This is a genomic window from Trinickia violacea, assembly GCF_005280735.1.
Classification (GTDB): domain Bacteria; phylum Pseudomonadota; class Gammaproteobacteria; order Burkholderiales; family Burkholderiaceae; genus Trinickia_A; species Trinickia_A violacea.
The window spans coordinates 2805625-2822649 of sequence record NZ_CP040078.1 but is presented as its reverse complement, the minus strand read 5'-3'; the positions used below and the strand labels follow the sequence as shown (position 1 = coordinate 2822649).

Sequence of the window (17025 nt, the reverse complement as noted above, 5' to 3'; positions counted from 1 at the left end):
CGACTATCATGCGCAAAATGCTTTGCGGACTGTTGTTCTGGTCTCTCCTGAGTTCATCGGTGTTCGCGGCCGACGTGGTGCGTCCGCTCAAATCCGAGGAATACCTCGTACGTTACGCGTATCCCTTCGAGCTGCTGACGGAGGTGCTGAAAGTCACCACGCCGACCTACGGCCCCTACGTCGAGATCCCCTACACCGATCCGATCTCGATCGCGCGCTCGCACACCGAGGCGCTAAAGGGGGATCGCATCAACATCATGATCAGCGACGCCGGCCATGAAGACTTCGACGAAGGGATGATTCCGATTCCCTTCCCGATCGACCGCGGGCTGCTCGGCTATCGCGTCGCGCTGATCGACAAGCACAACCAGGCGAAGATCGACACCGTGACGACGCTCGAGCAGCTACGGTCGCTTTCCGTCGGTCAAGGCAGCAATTGGGGCGACGTGCGCGTGTATCAGTACAACCGCGTGCCCGTTACGACCGCCGAAACCTACGACTCGCTTTTTCTCATGCTTCTTCATGGGCGTTTTGATCTCTTTCCCCGCGGGGTACTCGAGGCGCCGGAGGAGGAGCGGGCATACGGGCCCCGCTATCCGAATCTCGCGATCGACCGGCATCTCCTGATCAAGTACCCGTTCGCGCAGTTCTTCTATGTCAGCAAATCGCAACCCCGTCTCGCTGCGCGAATCCGCGACGGGCTCGAACTGATGCAAAAAAACGGCAGCTTCCAGGCGTTTTTCAACCGGCACTTCGCGAGCCAGCTCTCGGACCTCGATCTGTCCCATCGGACCATCATCGAACTTCAAAACCCCTATCTGCCGGCTTGGGTGCCGCGGGACCGCAAGGAACTGTGGTTCGATCCGGCATCTTTGCGGTAGGCCCCAATCCGGTTACATGTTCAGGCGTTCGCGGCGCGCCGCGTGCGCTCGGGCAAGTAGACGAGGACCTCGTTCGCTCGGTCGACCAGTTCCGCGAAACATGGCGACAGCCCATGGTCCAGCGTTTCAGGGTGGAATTTCTTCAATTCGGTCAGCGTTTCGACGAGCCGCTTGATCGACGTCGTGCCGCTGTCGAGCAGGGGCCAGCAATGCATCAAGTACACCAGCGGCGTCACGCTTCTGGTTTCGCACCAGCTATCGAACAGACGCAGGCAGATGCCGTTGATGTGCTCGACAGCCTGTTCGCGCTCGGACGGATGGAGAGTCATGGGAGCGACCGCGGATCAAGAGTAACCGTGCCCCGATGGGCCAGCCCGAATGGGCCAGCCCTAATAGGCTGGCCTATACAGCCCGTGCCCAAACGGGCCGGCCCAAACTGCATTCCATGGTAGGCGGGCTGGTATACGAATGCCGTCGGGAAACGCGGAAATCGATTGAGGGGCATTCTGCAATTGAGGTCAGGAAATCCTGACACGCCCTTACGAAAGTTGTTAGCCGAGATGTTGCGGAAATTGGCGTTGTTTGCCTTACAATCCAGTACTACCGTGACAACTGGGCGCCTCCTCGTGATACCAACCGAACGCAAATCGCCCGGCATGCCGGGACGCATCTACAGCGACATCCTGAACCGCATCATCGACGGCGAATACAAGGAAGGGGATCGCCTGCCGACCGAGCACGCGCTCGCCGAACGCTTCGCCACCTCGCGCCCGACCGTGCGCGAGGCGCTCGCGCAACTGCGCGCCGACGGCATCATCGCCACACGCCACGGCTCCGGCACGACGGTCGTGCGGCGCCCCGACCCGAACGTGAAGCGCTTCGCGCCGCTCGAAAGCCTGTCGGACATCAAACGCTGCTACGAATACCGCGTGGTGACCGAATCGGGCGCAGCGGCGCTCGCGGCCGAGAAGGCCGACGACGACGACATCGCCGCGATCCAGCACGAATGGGACAACCTGCAGACGGTGGTCGAAACCGAAGGCATCGGCGCGAAGGACGATTTCGCGTTCCATCTGGCCATTGCGCGCGCGTCGAAGAACCAGTTCTTCATCTCGGCGATCTCGTTCATTCAGGAGCAGATCGTGTTCAGCATGAACCTGTCGCGCAATTTGTCGCTCGTGAAATCCGTCGAGCGCCAGCGGCTCGTTCAACAGGAGCATCTCGCGGTACTGGAGGCGATCCGCAAGCGCGACCCGCAAGCAGCGGCGCTGGCGATGCGCCAGCATCTCGAACGGGCGGTTGAGCGGATGTTCGGGTCGTGAGCGGGCAGGTCCGTAAAAGTTGTCAGGGGGTGCGGCGCAAATTGCCGGATGTTGTTTGACGACATGGAATCGGCAGTGCTACCGTGAGAGCCGTCGTCCGTTCGAGCTCAAGGACAGGAGATGCCATGTCTTTTCCTGGCAGGTTGTCAGTCAAGCTGGCGGCCCTCGGCGCCGTCTTCGTTACGGCGCTCGGCAGCATTGCCGCGCACGCGGACCCGATCACGCTGAACATTGTCGACGTCGCGGGCAATCTGCAGCTCACGCAGAAGGGCTTCGAGGCGTTCAAGGCGAAGTATCCGAATCTTGTCTCCAACATCACGTATACCAACGCGCCAGCGCCCCAATTGCCGGGCAAGATCAAGGCGATGCAGGCAGCGGGGCGCGCCGATATCGATCTCGTCCTGACCGGCACCGACGCGCTCGCGGCCGGCATCGAACAGAACTTGTGGCTCAAGCTCTTGCCCGATAACGCCGGCGCGTTTCCGGGCCTGCTCGACAAATACGCACCCGGTCCGCGCAAGATGCAGGACCTGGCACAAGGCTACGGGATCGAGGTCGCGTATATGCCGGCCGGTCCGCTGATCGAGTACAACCCCGCCAAAGTCGGCGATCCCCCGAAGACGCCCGAGCAACTGCTGCAATGGTGCAAGGCGCATCCGAACAAGCTGATCTATGCGCGTCCAGCGAATTCCGGCCCGGGGCGCACGTTCCTGATGGGCCTGCCTTACGTGCTCGGCGACAAGAACCCGCAGGACCCGATCAACGGCTGGGACAAGACCTGGGCGTTTCTCAAGGCATTGAACGATTGCATCCCTTACTACCCGGGCGGCACCTCGGCGGTGATGAAGGAGCTGGGCGAGGGCACGCGTGACATGACGGTGACCGTGACGGGCTGGGACCTCAATCCGCGCGCGCTCGGCATCGTGCCCGCCGACTTCAAGGTGCAGGCGTTCGACAACATGACGTGGGTGAACGACGCACACTACATGGTGATTCCGAAGGGCGTGCCGAAGGACAAGGTGGCGGTGCTCTTCAAGCTGATGAACTTCATGCTCGAGCCCGCGCAGCAGGCGTTGACCTACGACGACGGCTATTTCTATCCGGGTCCGGCCGTGAAGGATGTCACGCTTGCCCGGGCCCCCGCGCATAGCCAGGAGGTGATCAAGAAGTACGGCCGTCCGGAGTACGACAAGTGGATTGCCGATCGTCCGCATCAGATACCGCTTTCCGCGCAGGCGATGGTCGCCGCTTTCCAGAAATGGGACCGCGATATCGGCGCGCAGAAGACGAAGTGACTTCGGGGTGCGAGGGGGGCTTGCCTTCCTCGGGGCGGAACCGGCGCCCGCAGGAAGTCCCCTTGGGGGACGGGAGGCCACATGAGGCATTCTTTTGAGCGCTTGCGGCTCGACTCGGTGTGCCGCAGCTTCACGAACGCGCAAGGCGAGCCGGTCGCCGCGCTGCGCAATCTCGATCTGGAAATCGGGCGCGGCGAGTTCATCGCGCTTCTGGGGCCGTCCGGCTGCGGCAAATCGACGGCGCTCAATTGCATCGCCGGATTGCAACCGCTTACGGCGGGCGGCATCTGGCTCGACGACGAACGCATCGACGTGTTGCCGCCCGAGAAGCGCGGCTTCGGCATGGTGTTCCAGAACTACGCGCTGTTCCCGCATATGTCGGTGCTGAACAACGTCGGCTTCGGCCTGAAGATGCGCGGTGTGCCGAAGGCGGAAGCGCATCGGCGCGCGCGTGAAGCGCTGCAGCTCGTGCAGCTCGTCGGCCACGAGAACAAGCTGCCGGGGCAATTGTCCGGCGGGCAGCAGCAGCGTGTCGCGATCGCGCGCGCGATCGTCATCGAGCCGCCGCTCGTGCTCATGGACGAGCCGCTGTCGAATCTCGATACGAAGCTGCGCATCGAAATGCGCGCCGAGATCCGGCGCATTCACACGAGCCTCGAGCGCGCGACGATTTATGTGACGCACGATCAGGACGAGGCGCTTTCGATGGCCGACCGCATCGTCGTGATGAAGGAGGGCGTCGTGCAGCAGATTGGTATACCGCAGGCGGTATACGGTCGACCAACGAACCTGCATGTCGCGCGCTTCATGGGCTATCGCAACGTGGTGCCGTTCACGCTCGAAGAGGGGCTCGGAGAATACGTCGCGATGTCGGCTCAGGGCGTGCGGCTCGTCGGCGTGGCGATGTCCGGCTTCGATCGCAAGGCGGTCGCGCTGGCGATGCGGCCTGACGATTTCGAACGCGCCACACCCGTCGACGAAAACGCGTTCGACGTGCAAATCGAAACCGTCGAATATGGCGGACGCGATTCGCTCGTGCTCGCGAATGCACCGTTCGGCAAGCTGTGGGCGCGCATGCCGGGGGAATTCAGCGAAGGCGAGCGCCTGACGCTGCGCATTGCGCCGTCGCGCGTGCTGGTCTACGAGGCCGAAGAAGAGTCATGAGCACGCTGCCCCTATCTCGCGCGCCGCGCGACGCGAAGGGCTGGCTCGTCGCACCGGCGCTCGCGTTCATCGTTGCGCTCTTTATCTATCCGTTTGCGTACGGGCTGATGCTGTCGTTTCAGCCGATGAACGGCGGCGGCGCGCTCGCGAACTACGTCACGTTCTTCACGGATACGTCGATGTGGCCGACGATCTTCGTCACGCTGAAGCTCGCAGTGCCTGCGACGCTGATCAACGTCGGCGCATCGGTGCCGGTCGCTTTCGCGCTGCGACGCAAGTCGCCGTATCAGAAGCTCGTGACCACGCTGCTCGTGATTCCGGTCACGCTCGGCACCGTGCTGATCGCGGACGGCATGCTCACGTACTTCGGCCCTAACGGCTGGTTTTCGCAAGCGGTGACGGGACTGCATCTGGTGTCGGACGAGGTGCGGCTCACGCACAACTATTGGGGCGTGCTGATCTCGCTCGTCGTAGCGGGTTTTCCGTTCGCGTTTTTGCTCACGCTCTCGTATGTGACCGGTATCGATCCGACACTCGCGCGTGCCGCGGCGACGTTGGGCGCGAGCCCGTGGCAGCAGTTCCGGCAGATCTATTTGCCGCTCCTGGTGCCGGGGCTGACGATGGCCGCTTGCCTGTCGTTCGTTCAAGCGTTCTCGGTGTTTCCGTCGGCGGTGCTGCTCGGTGCACCGGCCGGGCCGACGCGCGTGATGTCGATTGCGGCGTCCGAGGCCGCGTTCGAGAGCTACGACTATTCGCTGGCTTCCACGATCGCGATCGTGATGGGCTTCGTGCAGCTGCTCGTCGTCGTGGCGATGCTCGGCGCGCGGCGCTTCTTCTACTCAGGGCCGGTGAGCGGAGGTAAGGGCTGATGGCAAGCGACGATCACGCCCGGCGCGCATGGCCGCAACGTGGCGGCGTCAAAGCGGACGATCGAGGCGCGAGAGGCGCAGCGCCGAGCGGCATCGTGCAACGCGCGGAAGCCGCGGCCGATCGAGCGAGCGGCATGCGTCCGATCGCGACGCCGGCCGCCAAGCCGCGCGCGAGCCTCATCGACCGCGCGTGGAAGACGCTGGTCTGGGCCATAGTGGTTTTCTTCCTGTTGAACATTCTGTTGTTGATCGCGACGGTCGCGGTCAATTCCATGGCTACGCGCTGGTTCGGTACGCCGCTGCCCGAGGGCTTCACGCTGCACTGGTACGGGCAGGCATGGAGCGACTTCCAGCTTGCGAGCGTGCTCTGGGTGACGCTCGAAGTGGTGGGCGCGGTGGTGGTGCTGTCGATCGTGCTCGGCGTGCCGGCGGCTTATGCACTCGCGCGCGTCCGGTTTCCCGGCAAGCGGCTTGCCATGCTCGTATTCCTGCTGCCTTTGATGGTGCCGCCCGTCACCTATGGGATTCCCATGGCGACCGCGATGTACAAGTTCGGCCTCGCGGGCACGCTGCCCGGCGTGATTCTCGCGAACCTCGTGCCCGCGCTGCCGTTCGTGATTCTCGTGATGACGCCGTTCATCGAGCAGATCGACCCGAATCTCGAATCGGCCGCGCGCATTTTCGGCGCGAATACGTTCCGCTACTTCATGCATGTGCTGCTGCCGCTGCTCGTGCCCGGCATGCTCGCGGCGGGCTTGCTCGTGCTCGTGCGGACGATCGGCTTGTTCGAACTGACCTTCTTCACGGCCGGACCGACGACGCAGACGCTCGTGGTCGCGCTGTACTACGCGGCATTCTCGACCGGCGTGCGCGCGCCGCAATCGATCGATGCGATGGCGATGATCTATATGGCGATCACGCTGATCTGGGTGCTGATCGCGCTGCAATTCGTCAGCCCGACGCAGCTCGTGTCGCGCGTCGACGACCCGCGCTGACCGACATGCCGCGCCTAGGCTGAGCGCACGTCGCGGCCGATTCGGTCATCGGCTGACCGCCGGCTTCTCGTCCAAGACTTCAACCTGAAAAAGAGCCGCACGCGTAGTACAGCGTGCGGCTCTCGCCGTATGCGCGCGGCAATCGACGCCGGGTTGAGCGACCTTTCATGTGCGGTCGCAACAACTTGGCGGAATCGATCACGAGCGTGACGGAATTTGACATTCACGTTCCCGTACGCTTCCAGCCTGACAGAACTGTTTGCGACAAGTGATGCAAGCGCTTGAAAAAAGGCGCTTTCTCGACTTGCGGAAATCCCGATTCGCCTCGAACGAAGAATACGTGACGAGGCGGACTCCCAAGCGTCGCCGCACTGCGCGCGAATCAGCGTGCTGGTCGCCGGACGGCATCGCGAGTGCTTCGCGCGGCCGCGATAACAGCATGCATAGGAGTACATAAATTGAGCCAAGAGATCGAAAACGTTCAGGCATGCGATGACCGGCATGCTGACGCAGCGTTGCGCATCGCACCGGTCGTGCTTGCCGGCGGCTCAGGAAGCCGCTTGTGGCCGATGTCGCGCGAACAGTTTCCGAAGCAGCTGATCGGGATCGTCGGACCGGCGTCGCTGCTGCAATCGACGGTGCAGCGTCTGCGCGATTTCGCGGGAGCACGCGATGTCGCGGCCGCGCCGATCGTCGTCTGCGGCGACGACCATCGCTTCGTGACCGCCGAGCAGCTTCAGGCGAGCGGCGCACAGGCCCGCATCATCGCGGAGCCGGCGCGGCGCGGTACGGCGCCGGCATTGACGCTCGCGGCCTTGGCGGCGTGCGCGAGCAGCGGCGATGCGATTGTCGTGGCGATGCCCGCGGACCACGCAATCGCGGACACGCCCGCGTTCCAGCGTGCGATCGAACGCGCGGCGGACCACGCCGAACGCGGTGCGGTCGTGACGCTCGGGGTGCCGCCTGTGCGTCCCGATACGGGTTTCGGCTATGTCCGGCTTGGAGCGGCGCTAGGCGACGGAGCGCACCGCATCGGGCGCTTCGTCGAAAAGCCCGCCGAAGAGCTGGCGGCGCAATACGTCGCATCGGGCGAGTACTGGTGGAACAGCGGCATTTTTGTCGTGCGGGCTAGCGTCTGGCTGGACACGCTCGAGCGGCTGCAGCCGGAGATGCACGAGGCGTGCGTTGCCGCGTTTGCGAATGGCCGGGGCGACGGTCCCTTCTTCCGTCCGGCGCTCGAGGACTTTGAGCGCTCGCCGTCCGACTCGATCGACTACGCGGTGATGGAGCACCTCGGCTCGGACGCAACGCCCGCGCAAGGCGTCGTCGTGCCGCTCGAAGCGGGCTGGTCGGACCTCGGGTCGTGGGACGCCGTGTGGGATGCCCTCGACAAGGACGCCGACGGCAACGTGGCGCGCGGCCGCGTCGTTTTCGAAGGGGCGACGGCAAGCCTGGCGCATTCCGAGGGACGCCTGGTCGCTTGCGTTGGCGTGACCAACGTCGTGGTCGTCGAGACCGACGATGCGGTGCTCGTCGTCGACCGTTCGCGCGTGCAGGACGTGAAGGGCGTGGTCGAGCGCATCAAGGCAGGCCATGGGCCGGAAGCGAACACGCATCGCAAGGTGCGGCGCCCCTGGGGCTACTACGACTCGATCGATCAGGGCGAGCGCTTTCAGGTGAAACGCATCGTGGTTCAGCCGGGTGCGCGTCTCTCGCTGCAGCTGCATCACCACCGGGCGGAGCACTGGATCGTCGTGCGCGGCACCGCGCTCGTGGTGCGCGGCGACGAGCAGTTCCTGCTGAGCGAAAACGAATCCACGTTCATTCCCCTAGGCATTCAGCACCGGCTCGAGAACCCCGGCAAGGTGCCGCTCGAGATCATCGAAGTGCAGTCCGGCTCGTATCTGGGTGAAGACGACATCGTGCGTTTCGACGATACCTACGGGCGTGCGTGACGCACGCGTGTTGCGGCACACGGTTCCAACCTTGCCAACGGAAAGCGAAAAATGCACGGACCTCGAGGGTTGATGGCACGCGTCCTTGACGTCGTTTTGGTGGTCGGCGGCGCGGTGGCGGCCTCGCAGGTTCGCTTCGAGGACCTGACCGAGAGCCACTTCGATGCCGCGTTCATTGCGTTTGCCGCCGCGTTTGTGCTGGTGCTGTTTCCGGCGTTCGGCGTCTATCAATCGTGGCGCGGCCGCTCGATGCTCCGCCTGACCGGGCAGATTTCGCTGGCGTGGCTCGTGGTGCAGGGATGCGGCTTGGCGCTGATGTTCGCCTTGCACAGGACCGACTTGATTTCGCGGCTGTGGTTTGCGTATTGGACCGGCACGACCGGCGGCGCGCTGATCGTGTCGAGGTTGGCCGCGCATACGGTTCTCGCTCGCATCCGCTACGCGGGCTTGAACTTGCGCAAGGTGGCGATCGTCGGCAGCGGCGCGCATTCGGCGCTCGTATTGCGCAAGCTCGAAGCCTCGCCGGCGAGCGGCTTTCGTGCCTGCGCGATTTTCAATGTGCGCCCGGAAGCCGGCGTTGCGAAGACGGCCGTGCCGGTGTTCGACGACCTTGGTGCGTTCGGCGCGCACGTGCGGGACGAAGGCATGCAGGAGCTCTGGCTGACGCTGCCGCTTTCGGAAGAAAGCACGATCTTGCGCGTGGTCGACGAGTTTCGCGACGACCTCGTGAATATCCGCTACATGCCGGACGTCAGCAGCGTGGCGCTCTTCGACAGCAGCATGACGGACCTGATCGGCGTGCCCGCGATCAACCTGGCCGCATCGCCGCTGTCGCATCACGCGATGCTGAAGAAAGAAGTGTTCGACCGCGTGTTTGCCGCCATCGCGCTGATTCTGCTGACGCCGCTGCTGATTGCGATTGCCTTTGCCGTCAAGTGCACGTCGCGCGGGCCGGTGCTCTTCATGCAAAAGCGCAAGGGCGCGGATGGACGCGTGTTCAAGATCTACAAGTTCCGCACGATGCGCGTGCATAGCGAAGAGAAGGGCGTCGTCAAGCAGGCCACTCGCAACGATGCCCGCATTACGCGTGTCGGCGCGTTTCTGCGGCGCACCAGCCTCGACGAGCTGCCGCAATTCTTCAACGTGCTGCGCGGCGAGATGTCGGTGGTCGGCCCGCGACCGCACGCGATCGAGCACGACGAGCTGTATCAGAAGATCGTGAGCGGCTACATCCATCGCTATCGAATCAAGCCTGGAATCACGGGCTGGGCCCAGGTGAACGGCTATCGGGGCGAGACGGACAGGATCGAGAAGATGCAGGGGCGCGTGGAGTACGACCTTTATTACTTGAGGAATTGGTCGTTTGCGCTCGACATGCGCATCGTGCTTGCGACGATCAGAAAAGGCTTGGTTCATCAAAACGCGTACTAGCGATTTGCATGACTAACTAAAGCATAAAAATACAAATAGATAAAAATTGAGGTTTACATGTCGGTAGCCGGCTCATATCTGATTGAAAAATTGAATGCTATTGCGGGGCGACGCACGCTTCTCCTGACAAGTGTCGCATTGTGTCAAGCGTTGGCGGCTTGCTCGGTTGCCCCCGGTATGCGTATGAGCCAAACAGAAACGTTACTCGTCACATCTGCTTCCGAGCAGTCGGAAGCCGCCTACCTGACTATCCCAATCACGGACATCAATGTCAGTTTGATCGAGAAAATGCGCGTGGCGGCGGCTCAGCGAGAAGCGGATGACCTGCACGTGCTGTATGGCGAGGCGAGTCCCTATTATGTTGGTGTCGGCGACGTCCTCCAGATAACGGTTTGGGATCACCCGGAATTGGCGGCGGCCGGAGGTTTGCAGCAGCAGACGAATACTCGGCCCGCCGATCCGATTCCCGGCTTCGTCGTCGACAACAATGGGAATCTCCAGTTTCCTTATGCCGGGACGTTGCATGTTGCCGGCCTTGAGGTCGCGGAAATCCAGAAGCGTATTACCGAGGCGCTTTCGCGAACATTCGTGAGCCCTCAGGTGACGGTCCGGATCAACTCGTTTCGTTCGAAACAAATATATGTAGACGGGCAAGTTCACACGCCGGGCATCGTCGCAATCAATGACGTTCCGTTGACGTTGTATGAGGCGATCAACCGCGCCGGCGGGCTGGGCCCGGATGCCGATCAGAGTCGGATCGAACTCGTGCGAGGAGGTACCTCGTATAAGTTGAATATGTCGAAGATGCTTTCGAGCGGCATGGATCCGTCGAAGATATCGCTGCTAAGCGGCGACCTGTTGCGTATTCCGCCCCGCACGGATAGTAGCGTATCGGTAATGGGTGAAGTCAACCGGCCGATTACCGCCGTGCCGTTGCAAAGCGGAGAACTCACTTTGAGCGATGCCATCGCCCAGGCGGGAAGCATCAATTCCTCGACCGCTAACGCAGCCCAGATTTACGTCATTCGAGGCTCGCTGAAAAAGACACCGAATATCTATCGAATCGACGCGCATTCGCCGGTCGCGATGCTGCTTGCCAATCAATTTGAGCTTCAGCCCAAGGACATCGTCTACGTAGACGGGAGTGGATTGGTACGCTTCAACCGCGTGCTTACCCTCCTGCTGCCCGCCATCAACGCAGGTTTGACCGCAGCGGTGTTGACAAAATGAGCGCGGACCACGTTGCGCGGCACAGCGTGCTTTATTTGGCGTCACGGCCGCCATTTCCAGCGCGGGGCGGGCGAGAGAAGCTTATTTTGCAAAGCTTGGATTTTCTTGCTGCGGAACACGATGTGCATGTGATCGTCTTCTGTGGCAGGTCAGAGTCGGTTGACGCCGGTAAGTTGAGGGAGCTTGGCTGCCGTTCGGTGACTACGATTGCGCTGCCGAACAGCGTCGAGGTTGCATTCAACGTGGTGACGAGGCTACGTCACTCGTTGCAGGAGAACTTGTTCTTCTCCCGGCGTGCGCAGACCAACGTGAGAGAGATAGCTTGCCAGGGCTTCGACGTGGTCGTCGCGGATATGCTAAGGACCGCACAGTATTGCGACGTTCTCAAGCTTCCGAAGATCGTCGATCTCGACGACTTATTGGCCGACCGATACAGGCAGTTCATTGAGAACGGACACCACTCCGAGATATTCGGAACATTCTCAAATCGGATCCCGCGCGTGTTCAAGGCTATCGAACCGATGTTGCGCCGACATGTGCTCAAGCGAGAACAGCGCATTATCGGGAACCGTGAGCGAGGGGCGCCAAGCAGATTTGACGCGACGTTGCTGACTTCACTCAAGGAAGTGCGTCGCTTGGAGACTGGGAGTCCTGCAGCTAAGTCGGTCTATGCGAATCCGCAAGCGGTGGCGGTCCCGAATGCCGTGTGGCACCCGGATCCGAGTGTTCCCGTGGTGATCAATCTTTTCTTTGTCGGGAATCTGAAGACTTCTCAGAATTTGGCTTCACTCAAGCATATTTCGCATGAAATCATGCCGGCGCTGATTGGTCGTGGACTGAATGCCGTATTGCACACAATCGGTGATCACGACCAGCGAGCGGGGGAGATTACGGCGGGAATTCACCGGAATGTCGTGCATTATGGTTTTGTGTCTGATTTTTCGACGATTTTGCATCAATGCCATGTCGCGCTGATGCCGATAGTTGAAGGAACCGGCATAAAGACGAAAGTCCTGGATGCAATGGCAATGGGAATTCCCGTGGTGACGAACGAGCTTGGCATTGAAGGACTCACCGTAACGCACGGCCGAGAGGTGCTGATTGCCCACTCGCCGAACGAAGCGGCCCGGCTAGTTGAGGAATTGGCAAATAATCCCGCGCTGTGCCAGCAAATCTCGCTCGCCGCGCGCGCATACGTGGTGGAGCATCACGATCCTTTATTGCTTAGACGCCAATTTTTGGAGCATGTCTCGGTAGCTGTGGAAAGAGGGCGTGAACGAATTTTGCTTGCGAGCGGCTCTGGACGCCGCGAAAGTGGGGGCGTTGCGCCACTTCAAAAAATTTCTTGAGCTGGGAAGGCCGATGAAATAGAGCACTGCCTTCTTCGTCTCTACTTGCTTTACGGTATGACGATGGAGTTGGAAATCGTATTCTTTAAAAATGGTTTTCCGATTGCTTGGACAAAATAAGTTCCAGACTGCTGGGGCAGCGGTATTGATGTTGTATCAGGCGGATAGCTAGCGAACTCTTGGAACAGCTCATTGCCTTTCTGCCGTAGTAGGACGATGTGATCTATCGTCGATGCATGGCTCAATTGGATATCGATGCTTTTGCCGGAACGCAGCACGCTCAAGGTGGCGCAGTTGTCGATGCCACTTTCAAGCGCCGTGCCTTCTTCGTAGTCGTTCCAAGTAATCAGCTGTAGAAATGGAAGTTGATCCTTGACGCTGTACTGGGAGTTGACCAAATAGAAGGATCGAAGCCAGGTTTCACCGCATGACTGGTCGATATGTTTGGGGTTTTCCTTTCCCCACGGAGCGAGAGAATCGTCGAACCCTTTATAAGCGGCACCGACCGTCAACTTTGCCGGCTCGGTGTGGGCATAGCGGTAGAAGCTGGTTAAGCGGGAGGCGGGGCTGCTTGGAAGAATACTGTTTTTGGCGGGGGCATCTATCCAGGCGAAAGCACCGCGGCTTGCATCGAGATCGAAGCCCTGCTTGTGAATGTGGACCCACAGTATTTCCGGAAAGGCAGCTTGAATCTTGGCCCAGTCGGCGTCACCGACCGCATCCATTCCGAATTCGAAGACCACAGGTTGCGCGCTATAGCGAAGATATTGAGGGTTGGAGAAGTAGTTTTTTGATAGCGGACGAAGGTAATACAAGATGGTTTGCGTCAAGTCGCATCCCTGGCAACGATGGAATTTGTAAACACCACTGTCGACCATGATGGAAAAGGATAGGTTGGGAAATTCACCCAGGATTTGGGCCGATTTTCGCCAGGCGGTTTCGACGAAATCCTGGCTTCCGTACCAATCCACCACGACGCCATCGATGCCGCGCGATGTCATGTCCGTGAAGGTCCGGCGAATTTGGTCGGGATCGTCGGACCGGTAGCGGACGTCGACTCCCCGGGGACTTGGGCCCCACCACGGGAGGTAATGGACGAGCACTTTCGTCGTGTGCCCTGGATAAAGGAGCGTGTGGACGTTGACTTTGGAAACGTTTGTATCGCCAGGCAGGTTGCCGTTCGAGGAGCCCTTGAAATTGGCGCTGGCGGATGTATTGCCGCGCATGGGGGCGACGCTGGAAAGGGTCGTACCTTGGCCGGCATGGGCCAGGACCGTGTAAGCGGTCAGGCACGAGAGTGCAATTCGGATAAGGGTCTTTGTCGTGCGTGTGGTAGAGAACATTGTGGTTGAACAGACAGTTTTTGAAGTAGGCGAAGGGGCCGAGACGCGATGTGACCGAACGGAAAGGTATTGGTGAGTTATTGTGATAAATAGTCCAATCAGAAGCAAGGTCTATAAACACGCATTCGCATTTTTGTTGTTGTTGGCTTATTTTGTGGGCGCATTCTTTTTGTGTCCTAATGACTATCCTTGGCAGGATTTGGGGGTCGTAATTCTATTGATTTGTGCTGCTTTCGTATATTTTGGGTCGTACGTGGCCTTGTCGATTTACCTGCGCCAACGTCGAAAAAAAACGGAAAGCAGTGATTGGCGATAGCTTGAATGTCGGTGGGGGCAGCGTGTTGAGAATATTGACAGTGTGTACTGCAAATGTATGTAGAAGTCCTTTCGCGGAGCTCGTCTTGCGAGGAAAGTTGAAGGGCGCTCGGGCGACGGTTTCCTCCGGCGGGACTCACGCGTGCCCAGGCGCGAGTGCGGATCCCACCATCATGGCGATTGCGCGCGATCGAGGACTGGGCGATCTCGAGCATCACCGATCCAAATTGTTTCTGCCGTCGCTGTTCGCGAAGTTCGATCTGATCCTGTGCATGGAAGAGATGCATATGGAAAATGTGCTTCGTGAAGATTTCACCCAAAGAGGCAAGGTTAAGCTGTTTGGGCATTGGCAGCGTGTCGAAATCTCGGATCCGACTGGAAGGGATCGAGAGCATTACGAAACGTGCGTCGAAGTTATCGATGCTGCAGCAGCAATATGGGTTGAAAAGTTGAGGCAAATGGAGCTGGTATAAAAAGCGAGTGCACAGCGTTGGGCACGATGCTGTCGGCTTAGCACGGTCGTGATAGTGCATATTAAAAAACGCATGTTTTATTAATTGAGATCAGGCATGGCTACTGGATATTTCCCCGTAAATTCTCAGAAGAATCGAGTTGATGTTGCTGAGAGTGATTCGATGGGGTTGTCACCGATTGATCTACTTGAGAATCTCGTCGCATACCGATCTGTTTTCTTATGGGTGTTTGGAGTCATATTGCTATGTACGACGGCGTATGTATTCATAGCAACGCCTATTTACTCGGTCGATGCCACTATTCAAGTGGAGGAGAAGAAGGGCAGCGCACTCGGTTCGTTGTCTTCGGTTGCCAAGGCGCTTGATATCGAAAATTCGCCAGTTCTCGGCGAGATCGAGATCGTACGGTCGCGGTCGGTGTTGAGCGAGGCGATTGAGGCTACCGGTGCCCAAACGACCGTTTCCGTCATCAATACCTTTCCTTTGATCGGCCGGTGGCTGGGAACCATTTTGCCGCGAAGGGAGAACGGGCTCGTGGATGCACCGTTTGGAATCGATTCGTGGGCGTGGGGTGGGGAGATCGTTCTCGTCAAAACCTTTGATGTGCCGTATCGGATGCAGGGGAAGCGCCTGGAGTTGGACTACACGGGCAATGAGCACTGGGTCCTTAAGGACAAAGACGGGGATGAGCTGCTTAAGGGCGTGGTCGGGCAGCTCGCAGTCGGCAACGGCTACCGGGCGCAGTTCGACAAGATTCTGGCGCGGCCTGGAACGAGATTTCGGCTCGTTCGACATTCCATGCAAGACCGTATCGAACGGATCTTGAAGGAGTTGACTGCTGTTGAGACAAAGCGGCAGTCGAGCGTGATCAAATTGACATATGAAGACGACAATCCAATCTACGCGTCGCGGCTGTTGAATGCGATTGCTGACGCATATCTTGCACAGAACGTCAAACGACGCTCGGAGGAATCCGAGAGAAGCCTCGAGTTTCTGGAACAGCAACTGCCCGTTGTGAAGGATCGGTTGCAGAGTGCTGAGGCGGCGCTCAATGCTTTCAGAAACCGGCAGGGCAGCATTGACATAGGCGGTGAGATCAAGCTGCTTTTGGACGAGTCGGCGACGATCGAGAAGTCGAAATTGGAAGCGCAGATGAACAAGAGTCAGCTGGCAACGAAGTACCGGGCTGACAATCCGCTGTTGCGTGCAGCCGATGCACAGCTTGGGGAAATCGAGCAGTCGTCGTCGCGCTTGAACTCGCAAATACGCGAGCTTCCGCTTACCCAGCAGCAATACCTGCGTCTTGCGCGAGACGTGGAAGTCAACAACCAGTTGTACGTCGGTTTGCTTAACAACGCACAGCAGTTGCAGATTGCAAAGGCGGGAACGATCGGTAACGCCTCGATCGTGGACTACGCAATTGTGTCGGACAAGCCGGTAAGCCCTAACAAAGTATTGATGGTCGCCGTTGGGGGAATTTTGGGGCTCATCTTCGGATTTGCAGCCGCGCAGGCCGTTGCCGTCGTATCGGCTCGCGTTCGCGACCCGAAGCGTCTCGAAGCCGTAACGGGAAGTCAAACGCTCGGTATTCTTCCGATTTCGCAGGAACAGTTAGCGAAGGGAGAGGGCGAGTCGCCATTCTTGATCAGCAAACAGATGAGTGATGTGCCATTGGTGCAATCCATGCGAAGCCTGGTTCTTGCTTTGCAATTTGCCTTGGCGGAGAAGAAAGACGGCAAGGTGATCCTGGTGACCTCGGCAGTTCCAGGGCAAGGCAAGTCTTTGACCTCCGCGAACATTGCTTACCTGCTCGCGGAAAAGGGGATGAAAACACTTTTGCTTGATGCTGATTTGCGGAAATCGACTGTTCACCGATATGTGGACGTCGGAAACGGTGCCGGCGTAGTTGGCGTACTGCAAGGAGCTGCCGATCTCAAAAGCAGTGTGAAGACGCTGTTCAAAAATATGGATGTTCTGCCTGTCGGAAAGAGAACGAACAAGGCTGCCGAGCTCTTTGGGAACGGCGCGCTGGAGGAGTTGATCCGTATCGCTCGTCAAGAGTACGACGTGGTTGTGATCGACTCTCCGCCGGTACTGCCGGTGCCGGACGCGGCGTTGCTCTCTAAGCACGCCGATGCCACGGCCTTGGTCGTGCGTCAAAACAAGGTGAGCTATCCCGAGGTTGTCGAGTCGCTTTCTAACCTGGCGAAGATCGGTTGCAATGTGGATGGCCTTGTATTTAATGGCTTCTCGCCGTCCACAATGCGCTATGGATATCTGTACCGGTACCAATACTATGGCGGTGCGTATCGCTATGGGGCTGTGGACAGATAAACCGGCGACATCATCGATCATATTTTCGCCATGTCGATGCTGCAGTTATTTGTTACCTGCGGCATTCCG

14 protein-coding genes are annotated in these 17025 nt (G+C 59.5%); 12 read left to right on the top strand and 2 right to left on the bottom strand.

Annotation, left to right across the window (positions count from 1 at the left end):
- The first annotated feature begins 8 nt into the window (after positions 1 to 8).
- Entirely contained in the window at positions 9 to 881 is an 873-nt protein-coding gene (locus FAZ95_RS34680) for a transporter substrate-binding domain-containing protein (protein WP_137336899.1), read from the top strand.
- A 20-nt stretch (positions 882 to 901) separates the two neighbouring features.
- Here the strand turns inward: FAZ95_RS34680 and FAZ95_RS34675 are convergent, their stop codons facing one another.
- Positions 902 to 1210, bottom strand: a complete 309-nt coding sequence (locus FAZ95_RS34675; RefSeq protein WP_137336898.1) for a hypothetical protein — start codon at positions 1208 to 1210, stop codon at positions 902 to 904.
- Between the two features lie 327 nt (positions 1211 to 1537).
- On the opposite strand from FAZ95_RS34675, the gene FAZ95_RS34670 reads away from it, so the two are divergent.
- From FAZ95_RS34670 to FAZ95_RS34630, 9 genes are all read left to right on the top strand, one after another.
- Entirely contained in the window at positions 1538 to 2203 is a 666-nt protein-coding gene (locus tag FAZ95_RS34670) for a FadR/GntR family transcriptional regulator (protein WP_254700390.1), read from the top strand.
- Between the two features lie 125 nt (positions 2204 to 2328).
- Positions 2329 to 3498, top strand: coding sequence for an ABC transporter substrate-binding protein (locus tag FAZ95_RS34665; protein WP_137336896.1), 1170 nt, complete (start codon positions 2329 to 2331; stop codon positions 3496 to 3498).
- An 81-nt stretch (positions 3499 to 3579) separates the two neighbouring features.
- Positions 3580 to 4662: an ABC transporter ATP-binding protein gene (locus FAZ95_RS34660; protein ID WP_137336895.1), complete on the top strand. Its 1083-nt coding sequence runs from the start codon at positions 3580 to 3582 to the stop codon at positions 4660 to 4662.
- Positions 4659 to 5531, top strand: a complete 873-nt coding sequence (locus tag FAZ95_RS34655; RefSeq protein ID WP_137336894.1) for an ABC transporter permease — start codon at positions 4659 to 4661, stop codon at positions 5529 to 5531. Before FAZ95_RS34660 ends, FAZ95_RS34655 begins: the two co-directional genes overlap by 4 nt.
- A 134-nt stretch (positions 5532 to 5665) precedes the next feature.
- Positions 5666 to 6526, top strand: coding sequence for an ABC transporter permease (locus FAZ95_RS34650; protein WP_137337743.1), 861 nt, complete (start codon positions 5666 to 5668; stop codon positions 6524 to 6526).
- Positions 6527 to 6984: 458 nt separating this feature from the next.
- Positions 6985 to 8481, top strand: coding sequence for a mannose-1-phosphate guanylyltransferase/mannose-6-phosphate isomerase (locus FAZ95_RS34645; RefSeq protein ID WP_137336893.1), 1497 nt, complete (start codon positions 6985 to 6987; stop codon positions 8479 to 8481).
- Between the two features lie 51 nt (positions 8482 to 8532).
- On the top strand, positions 8533 to 9912 hold the full coding sequence (locus FAZ95_RS34640) for an undecaprenyl-phosphate glucose phosphotransferase (protein WP_137336892.1): 1380 nt from the start codon (positions 8533 to 8535) through the stop codon (positions 9910 to 9912).
- Positions 9913 to 9969: 57 nt separating this feature from the next.
- Positions 9970 to 11142: a polysaccharide biosynthesis/export family protein gene (locus tag FAZ95_RS34635; protein WP_437437760.1), complete on the top strand. Its 1173-nt coding sequence runs from the start codon at positions 9970 to 9972 to the stop codon at positions 11140 to 11142.
- Complete coding sequence (locus FAZ95_RS34630; protein WP_137336891.1) at positions 11139 to 12491, top strand: glycosyltransferase; 1353 nt, start codon at positions 11139 to 11141, stop codon at positions 12489 to 12491. Before FAZ95_RS34635 ends, FAZ95_RS34630 begins: the two co-directional genes overlap by 4 nt.
- Positions 12492 to 12541: 50 nt before the next feature.
- Here FAZ95_RS34630 and FAZ95_RS34625 read toward each other — a convergent pair whose 3' ends face one another.
- Positions 12542 to 13717: a glycoside hydrolase family 71/99 protein gene (locus FAZ95_RS34625; RefSeq protein ID WP_254700103.1), complete on the bottom strand. Its 1176-nt coding sequence runs from the start codon at positions 13715 to 13717 to the stop codon at positions 12542 to 12544.
- A 341-nt stretch (positions 13718 to 14058) separates the two neighbouring features.
- Between FAZ95_RS34625 and FAZ95_RS34620 the strand changes: the two genes are divergently transcribed.
- Complete coding sequence (locus FAZ95_RS34620) at positions 14059 to 14622, top strand: arsenate reductase/protein-tyrosine-phosphatase family protein (protein ID WP_137336889.1); 564 nt, start codon at positions 14059 to 14061, stop codon at positions 14620 to 14622.
- Between the two features lie 96 nt (positions 14623 to 14718).
- Complete coding sequence (locus FAZ95_RS34615) at positions 14719 to 16956, top strand: polysaccharide biosynthesis tyrosine autokinase (RefSeq protein WP_137336888.1); 2238 nt, start codon at positions 14719 to 14721, stop codon at positions 16954 to 16956.
- Positions 16957 to 17025: the final 69 nt, after the last annotated feature.

Coding starts and splice junctions, on each gene's coding strand:
- FAZ95_RS34680 (WP_137336899.1), top strand. CDS start 9: ATGCGCAAAATGCTTTGCGGACTGTTGTTCTGGTCTCTCCTGAGTTCA.
- FAZ95_RS34675 (WP_137336898.1), bottom strand. CDS start 1,210: ATGACTCTCCATCCGTCCGAGCGCGAACAGGCTGTCGAGCACATCAAC.
- FAZ95_RS34670 (WP_254700390.1), top strand. CDS start 1,538: ATGCCGGGACGCATCTACAGCGACATCCTGAACCGCATCATCGACGGC.
- FAZ95_RS34665 (WP_137336896.1), top strand. CDS start 2,329: ATGTCTTTTCCTGGCAGGTTGTCAGTCAAGCTGGCGGCCCTCGGCGCC.
- FAZ95_RS34660 (WP_137336895.1), top strand. CDS start 3,580: ATGAGGCATTCTTTTGAGCGCTTGCGGCTCGACTCGGTGTGCCGCAGC.
- FAZ95_RS34655 (WP_137336894.1), top strand. CDS start 4,659: ATGAGCACGCTGCCCCTATCTCGCGCGCCGCGCGACGCGAAGGGCTGG.
- FAZ95_RS34650 (WP_137337743.1), top strand. CDS start 5,666: ATGCGTCCGATCGCGACGCCGGCCGCCAAGCCGCGCGCGAGCCTCATC.
- FAZ95_RS34640 (WP_137336892.1), top strand. CDS start 8,533: ATGCACGGACCTCGAGGGTTGATGGCACGCGTCCTTGACGTCGTTTTG.
- FAZ95_RS34635 (WP_437437760.1), top strand. CDS start 9,970: ATGTCGGTAGCCGGCTCATATCTGATTGAAAAATTGAATGCTATTGCG.
- FAZ95_RS34630 (WP_137336891.1), top strand. CDS start 11,139: ATGAGCGCGGACCACGTTGCGCGGCACAGCGTGCTTTATTTGGCGTCA.
- FAZ95_RS34625 (WP_254700103.1), bottom strand. CDS start 13,717: ATGCGCGGCAATACATCCGCCAGCGCCAATTTCAAGGGCTCCTCGAAC.
- FAZ95_RS34615 (WP_137336888.1), top strand. CDS start 14,719: ATGGCTACTGGATATTTCCCCGTAAATTCTCAGAAGAATCGAGTTGAT.